7 protein-coding genes are annotated in these 7,847 nt (G+C 34.1%); 3 read left to right on the forward strand and 4 right to left on the reverse strand.

All coding sequences use genetic code 11. The annotated features are described in order from the left end of the window. Positions 1–98 precede the first annotated feature (98 nt). Positions 99–605 carry a DUF4352 domain-containing protein gene (locus ACPK8D_RS01180; RefSeq protein ID WP_424716007.1) on the reverse strand — a complete coding sequence of 169 codons (507 nt, stop codon included), beginning with the start codon at positions 603–605 and terminating at the stop codon, positions 99–101. A gap of 301 nt (positions 606–906) precedes the next feature. Continuing rightward, on the reverse strand, positions 907–1,293 hold the full coding sequence (locus ACPK8D_RS01185) for a hypothetical protein (protein ID WP_424716008.1): 387 nt from the start codon (positions 1,291–1,293) through the stop codon (positions 907–909). A gap of 442 nt (positions 1,294–1,735) precedes the next feature. On the opposite strand from ACPK8D_RS01185, the gene ACPK8D_RS01190 reads away from it, so the two are divergent. Together ACPK8D_RS01190 and ACPK8D_RS01195 are read left to right on the forward strand one after the other, a co-directional pair. Then, positions 1,736–2,605: a hypothetical protein gene (locus ACPK8D_RS01190; protein ID WP_424716009.1), complete on the forward strand. Its 870-nt coding sequence runs from the start codon at positions 1,736–1,738 to the stop codon at positions 2,603–2,605. 516 nt (positions 2,606–3,121) lie between these two features. Further along, complete coding sequence (locus ACPK8D_RS01195; RefSeq protein WP_424716010.1) at positions 3,122–3,967, forward strand: DUF2971 domain-containing protein; 846 nt, start codon at positions 3,122–3,124, stop codon at positions 3,965–3,967. Positions 3,968–4,193: 226 nt separating this feature from the next. Here ACPK8D_RS01195 and ACPK8D_RS01200 read toward each other — a convergent pair whose 3' ends face one another. Further along, on the reverse strand, positions 4,194–4,835 hold the full coding sequence (locus tag ACPK8D_RS01200) for a DUF4145 domain-containing protein (protein ID WP_424716011.1): 642 nt from the start codon (positions 4,833–4,835) through the stop codon (positions 4,194–4,196). Positions 4,836–5,284: 449 nt separating this feature from the next. Continuing rightward, positions 5,285–6,628: a hypothetical protein gene (locus ACPK8D_RS01205; RefSeq protein ID WP_424716012.1), complete on the reverse strand. Its 1,344-nt coding sequence runs from the start codon at positions 6,626–6,628 to the stop codon at positions 5,285–5,287. A gap of 456 nt (positions 6,629–7,084) precedes the next feature. Between ACPK8D_RS01205 and ACPK8D_RS01210 the strand changes: the two genes are divergently transcribed. After that, a complete protein-coding gene (locus ACPK8D_RS01210; RefSeq protein ID WP_424716013.1) occupies positions 7,085–7,669 on the forward strand; it encodes a sugar O-acetyltransferase in 585 nt (194 codons plus the stop codon). Positions 7,670–7,847 lie beyond the last annotated feature (178 nt).

Below are 7,847 nucleotides of genomic sequence, written 5' to 3' on the forward strand. Positions count from 1 at the left end.
TCGTCCACTTCATCACCACAAAATCACCGTTTTTAATATACTCTTTGATACGCTGTAAATAGAAAATAAAAGTAGAAAAAATGGGATATTGATCCCATTTATAAACCGTAATTCAACGCAAGATCTTTGGGCGTTCCATCTACCAGATAGGCATATTGAACATCAATTTTTCCACCAGGACCAACATCTACTGTTTTCGAGTCAATAGACTCACTAAAGGTTGCGGTATCTGGATCATATGTAATTCCATCTGCAGTCAAAGACCAGTAATACGGATTTGTATTGTACGTAGCTGTTCCCTGATTGTCAACGTGGATAGTTACAACATAATAATGCTTTCCTGCAGGAGCAATATAATAGCTTCCTATCTGATCAGTCACATAATATTCCCAGGTAGTGTAATCGAAGACCGTACCTGTTTTTTGAGCTTCAACTTGCTCATCTTCAACAACCTCTTCAGTTTCAGGATCATCTGCCACAGTAGTATCTGCAGAATTATCTGTAGCCTCGTCAGATGCAAACATTCCTACTACAATTATAAGCAGAAACAGTCCTATAAAAACTCCAACACCTATTTTCAAAGAAGACATTAAAAATTTTTTCATATCAGAACCTCACGCAGTTTATTAAGCTATACCTGTTTATTTCCTTTTGCAAATTATTCACTAATTAGACTAATAATTCCACTTATTAGCCCAAACTCAGGAGACAATTTTTGTTTATGCTTGGTTCTTATGAAGTTTGCATATGATCAAGCTGAGAGTACTCAAAGCTCATGATGTAACAATGTGCTGGACGATAATTCTAAAAATAATACTACGCATCACTTCAGTTATGGGGGTTTAGTTATATCATGCGTCCAAAATCAGCTCGGAAAATATTCATTTCATAGGAACTTAAAAAGGTCTATACTGCATTTTGTTCGTCAATAACGGTGCATAAGTCACATTTTCCAGCCTTCACACGGCGGAGATCTTGAGTTCGAATCTCAGCGGACCCACTTTCATTATTGTCCTTATTTTCCGATTCTAAGTGCGTAGAGAGCTTTTTTTCTAACGCTTCAAGTCTTGCTTCAAGGTCAGGTTTTGTTTCTGGTTGTGTAACTTTAAGCTCACAGTTAAGCTCTTCTTCAAGAGCAATCACATAAACAGGCTTACCATTGTATTTTGTTTTGAAAATATGAGCAGTTTCTCCGGCAAAGTCTATTTCTGATTGTGGAAGCTTTACTAAAGGATAAGTAATTTCAGGTTTTACCTTATGTTTCATGACTTTGGACTTACCTAAAAGCTTCATTTTTTGACCTCTATAACATCAAATAACAGTTACTAAATATTTATGTAACTTTCTATTTTCGGTCATATAGAAGAAGGGTAATTGGAATAAATATTGTGCCTCCCTCAAAATCTCACGAAATCTTTTTTAAAATACCGTAGCCCAAGCATTTATACCGAAAAAATAACATGATAATTAGTTCCCTTTGACTTTGCTCAAAGATATTTATCTCATTATTCTCAATCACATTATTTTTCTCGAAAATCTCTGACAATAGTTTCCATTTTGGCAGTGCGTACATTCAATAGCTCTTTAAGAAATGATAGTAATGGATTATATTGCAGTTAGAGCAAGGTTAGTTTTAAAATTAGTAGCCAATATCCATTACATTTAATCCCCTCAAATTGTCTTTATTAAAAATTATCAAGAAAAAGATTAAAAGTTTTGATGGAAACGGTAAACTATGTACAGATGGCTTGTTAAGTTTGAGATCATCCCTTCGTTATATGATCCTGAATTAATTGGAAAATACGATTTCGAGGTAATAGATAAAAAAACATATGTTGATGTCTTTTATGAAACCAAAACAAATTATGAGCATGATATAAATCAAATTGCCAATGAACACAAGTTAGAAATACAAAGATTAATGGTTCGAAGAATGATTAACTTAAGAAGTGCTAAACCTATTGAAACTAAAATACTTGGAATAAAAGGTTTAGATGCCGATCCTCTTTTATCTGTAACATTTTCATCTACAAGTTCTATTTATGACGAAGATGATTCGATAAAAGCAAGTTGTGATTTTTGGAATTTAGGGTTCAAGAATAAAATCAAAGGAAAGGAAAATGAAGTTTTTCGATTAGCAGATTGGATTATCTTAGCAGAAAAACAAAATGACGATATTAAAAGTTTCATTCTGACTTGGATTGCTTTTAATGGTCTGTATAACCTTTTTTCTTCCGTCAGCACTATACAGGTAATAAATAACGATGCACAAAAAATTGACAACGTAATTGATGGCCTACTAGAGAAAAGTGATGCTAAAAAAATAGTCGATACCTATCCTCATCTGTTTGATCAGTTACAATCATTTGGCATTTGTTCTCAAAATGGAAAAACGAATTATAGTCAAAAGCTAAAGGGACTGAGAAATTCTACGCGAGATTTAGAAGTAATTAAGTGTGCTGTACGATGCATTTATGGAATTAGAAAGGAAGTATTTCATGAAGCTCCTGATATGGGAAAGGCAACTTATCATAATTGTAAAGTTAGTAAGGATTTACTAAGTGTAATCACAATGCAATGCTTAAAAAAGCTGGTTATATTTTAAAGGAAACGTTAATTAGAATGTTTTTTAATCATTCCTTTTCTTTATAACTTCTCTTCTTTTGAATGCTCATACCTTGCGTTACAAATCAAGCACTTAATTTTAATGTCATGTAGATACTCACTTACTAATCTATTTTTGTCATTAGAAATAAATTCAAAATAAACTGATTCTCTATAGGAAGCTTAGAATTTACTCTCACGAATTTCCACAAATTTTACAGTGTATATGCCAAATGTTCCCTAGCTTCACATCGCTGAGGTCCTGAGTTCGAATCTCAGCGGGTCCACTAACAGTATTTAGGATTTAGAGACTTTATATATTTCTTTTAATGCTTCGATTCTTAATTCTAAATCGGATTTTATTTTGTGTTGTACAATGCTAATATTACCATCAAACTCTTTATTAAGGGAAAATTAAATACAAAGGTTTACTATTGTATTTCGGTTTCATGGAAACTAAACACAATATAATAAAAATTCAACATCTTTATTATGAAGTATCTTATTTTGCAATAGTATGAATAAAAAGGGAAGTCAGGAAACGTCATTTTATAAATATCGAGTTATAGACAAAAATACTAAAAATCTTATTCAAAATAATGAATTTTGTTTTTCGTCCCCTGTAAATTATAATGATCCCTTTGATAGTGCTTTTTGGATACACATTGAAGGAACAAAGGAAGAATGGGAATGGTTTACAGGCGCAAGTGGAAACGAGTTGCAGGACATCCTAAAGTTTGGTCTTGAAAAAACAAGACGAAACACCTATGTACCTCCCGATAAGTGTGACAAACTTTCAAAGGACTACCCATTACAACATGCATTTTTGCCACAAACATTGTGTCTAAGCCGAAAGAATGATAGTATCTTGATGTGGGCTCATTATGCTTCGAACCATCAAGGGATTTGTCTCAGTTTTAAAGCTGACTATTTTGAAGAGAATCTAGGCTTCTATTTTGATTCTGAGTTTTTGCCATTATATAAGGTTAAGTATACAAGAAAATTTCCCGGACCTGTGAACCTAATAACAATGGGTGTGAATGAACGCACAATTAATTTTTTTATAACAAAGTACTCTGATTGGAAATATGAGGAAGAATGGCGATTACTGCTATTTCCCACAAATCCTCAGTGGGAACAAACAAGAACAATGAAGAAGTTTAGAAAAGAAGATTTGGAAGGTATTATATTTGGACTTTATACATCTAAGAAAGATATCAAAGCTATATATAAACTAATTAATGAGAATTATTTAGAAAGGGGTTATAATGTAAATTTTTACATCTGTACGTGGATTAAAGGAAAATATGCCATAAAACCAGAAAAAATTGATTCAATTGAGGACTATATAAGTTCAATTTGACACTTAAATTTAAGATATTCAGAGCTAACACGGCTTATACAATAGGAATACTTGACAAAATAGAAATGTTATTACCTTTATATTCCTGATCCAGATAATAACAGATAATGTTAAGCTAGGCTAAAGATAAGCTATTCCTAAAAAATAGGAAATAAAAAGGCTGTTGTGAGATTTTGGTAATTACTGAAAGGTCCTTAAAAAGTATTAGAGCCATAAATGATCAAGGTTATTTTTTGTCTCTATTTTTGATTCCTTCCAATTTTGAGGGTGGGATGCGGTTAAATAGTTCCTCTATCTCTTTTGGTTGAATTATCATGTCATGTACAATAATATTCAGTAGCTTAAATAATTTTAAAGCTGTCTCTTTATCGTCTTTTAAGTCGATTTCTCCTGGGTGAACCGCTTCATTACCATAAACTCGTAAAGAATCAAGTGCTTCCTGAATCTTCACAGGTAATCCCTTTTTTACCAGCTGCCCAATATCCTTGTTAATATCCTCACCCTCTTGACCTAAATGCTTCATTAATTTTTGTAATGCAAGCCTTAACAAAGCTGCTGCTGATCTTGGGGAGATCTCAACTACATTTCTCGCTTCTAAAAAGTCCTCCTTTACATCTGATGGCATGTCATCATAAGGGAGCGGTGCTGTAGATAAGCATGGGTACATAAGTTTATCTTTAAACCAAATAGACCGCTCACCACAATTAGGATTTCCACAAGAACTTATTGATACAAAATCAAGAACGTCAAATCGATCACTGTACTCGTTGTACACATAAACTTTATCCCATACTTGGTGAGCAATAGCATTACAGTGAGGACACGAGAAGACTGCTAGTTCAAAAGAGGGAGCTATGTATTGGTACATTATTTAGAATCTTTATCCATACAATATATATTCATTTATTTTGTTGTCCTTAATGTGAGCTTTCTAGTGTCATAAATATATTCTGGAGAAATACACAGAGAGTGTGAAGTTAATCTGCCATGCTTCAGGTAATCTGGCTTAACTGTACGCGAGATGTTTTATAAAAATGATGGTGAGATCTAGTAATAAGTCTCAAATAAAAAGGTTGGCTCTGATGTGGGGTTCACCTTAATGCATTTTCTCAGCGTAGCAAAGCTATGATGATTGTGATGCATATCATAATAACTTCCATATGATGCATATCGTCTTTCATATTATACCTCCAAGTAGAATATTTCATGATTTATACACATAAGGAAGTTGTAGAGGGATTCCCTCTCACATCAGAGCTACTAAAAATTCTCGTTTATGTATAAACAGGTTTCGAAATTATCTGGTAGACGTGTAACTTACATTTCCCACGGAACTTTTTCAACCTCTCCTACCCACCCAGGAATTAAACGATTACGATATCGCTCTGAGTATCCGCATTCTTTAAGCAAAGAAAGCTCAAGGTACCACAGCCCCAGATTCCATGAGTCATGGATGGCTGGACCAAATTTTAAGGGCTCATATATGTTTTTAGGATGTACCAAATAATTGCGCATTTTAGTCAAAGCAATAGGTGCATTAATCCATTTCGTATTTTTGTCTAGTTTTTTTGTATCTATTTGATCATTGACATCTTCTGCTAACTTTTTCAACTTAGGTGTATTATCAGTTAAGTCTATAGGAATATTCAAATCACAAAAAAGATCTTCCAATTTCTTTGCGGCACTAATGTCCCTTGAATTTGCTTTAAAATGCTCAGAATATAACCTCTCAAGTGCAGACTGAGTTAAGATTACTCCAGCATCAATATTGGAAGTGTTAGAAATTATATACCAATATATAACCTTCTGAAGAGTTTCCTTCCAATCTTCAGGAACCCAAAGATTCATAAAACCATGTAAAAGATTTTCGAGCTGCTCAGAATGATGTTCATCAAACCATGATCCTTTTGCAGAGGAACAAGATTCTTTTGGGGATGACCATGATTCCCATACCCTATCTGATGAGTTAACACCTACTGCACATACGGGATTACACCAGTTTCCTTTTGCAAAAGAGAAAAAATAATATAGCGCGTTGAGCATATCTGCAGCTTCTTTACCTGAAATGAGAGTATTATCTCTTTTCCGTAAATGACCTACATGCGTTAGACAATAGCCACCTTCTTTTTTTAATTTTTCAAAGTTAATTTCAGATTTTCCCGAAGGTTTGAGTTCTATGACCCAGTTATCTGCTTCTAGGTGGACATCTTCACAATACTTTCCTTTATTTGCACATATTTTTTTGAAATTAAATAAATGAAAAATAACATATTGCATCTGGGTATCCTCATCTCCAAGTCCAACTATTGGCTCAGAAGGCGGGGAGAAAATCAATGAGTATTCCTTAGGATTTGAAGTTGTTACCCATGCTTCAATATTTTTTTTGTGACTTTTTAGCTCTAATGAATATAGCTCTGGTGTGCAAATTAGTGCGAATAACTCTACCCTATGAACGTAATCTAATTCATCTATGTTGGTAATATGTATATGAATCCGAGGTTTTGGAAGGAAATCAAGACGAATTTCTGCATTGAGGGTAAATAAATCAATCTTATTACTATCTTTAATCAATACTTGATCTTTTGCAATAACTACCGATTTATTCTGTTCACTGAACGGGAATAAAGGAACAAAGCGCTCTCTACATTTTATCTCTTCCATATTTATCACCAACTACCATAGTATAAGATGGAACATTATAATTCTATATAACAGCACCTTTTTTTTCGATTTAGTTTTTGACAAATAGATCAATGAAAGGTTGGCAATGTTAATTTTATCAATTCTCTTTTATGAAAGTCGCTTGTTTACTTAACCATTACAGAACATGTAGGAATAAGATGTATTTGGTCGATAAAAGGTAAGTAAATGTGGTATATTTTTATAAGGCAACAGTACACGGCGGAAGTCCTGAGTTCGAATCTCAGCGGGCCCACTCTCTTAATGATCCGTTTTTTCGGATTTAAAGGCTTTAAACACCTTCTTTTCTAATGCTTCAATTCTTGCTTGCTTCGTGGTCAGATTTCTCTTTAAGTTGTGTAACTTTACGTTCACAGTTAAGCTCTTCAAGAGCAATTAAATAAACAGGTTTACCATTTTACTAAGAGGAAAACAACAATGACCAAAATGACTGAAAAAGAAAAAGCAGCCCAGGGGTTATTATATAATGCAAACTATGACAAAGAGCTGATCGATGAACGAGCTTATTGTAAAGCACTTTGCTACGAATATAATCAGCTTCACCCAGCAAAAATTGGGGAAAGGACAGCTTTAATTCAGAAACTTTTTGGCAAAACCAGAGACTCTTTTCTTGTTGAGCCGCCATTTATATGCGACTACGGTTACAACATCGAAATAGGCAGCAATTTCTTTGCAAATCACAACTGTATCATCCTTGACGGAGCAAAGGTTGTTTTTGGTGATAATGTGATGATCGCTCCATACTGTAGCTTCTATACAGCTGGACATCCGCTTGATGCAGAACGTCGTAACGCAGGACTGGAGTATGCTTATCCAATAAAAATCGGCAGCAATGTATGGATAGGCGGTAATGTTATCGTACTGCCGGGGGTAACTATCGGAGATAATACTGTCATCGGCGCTGGAAGTGTTGTGACAAAAGATATTCCGCCTGGCGTTGTTGCCGTTGGGAATCCTTGCAGGGTTATTCGTGAGATTATCGATGAAGATAAGAAGTTTTAATCCTTGTTTTGTGTATTTCAGACTCTGTTTCTTTTATATTTGTGACAATGGTAATATACATAGGGTCCTCAAAAAATGATTCATTTTTCGAGGGTTAATAAGCCCTATCTCGTGAATTGGATGTGGTGCTAGTGCTTCCCCAATAAAAGTACAGATGATAATGAATTTATTTTCCATT

Source organism: Methanosarcina sp., from assembly GCF_049706645.1.
GTDB lineage: Archaea > Halobacteriota > Methanosarcinia > Methanosarcinales > Methanosarcinaceae > Methanosarcina.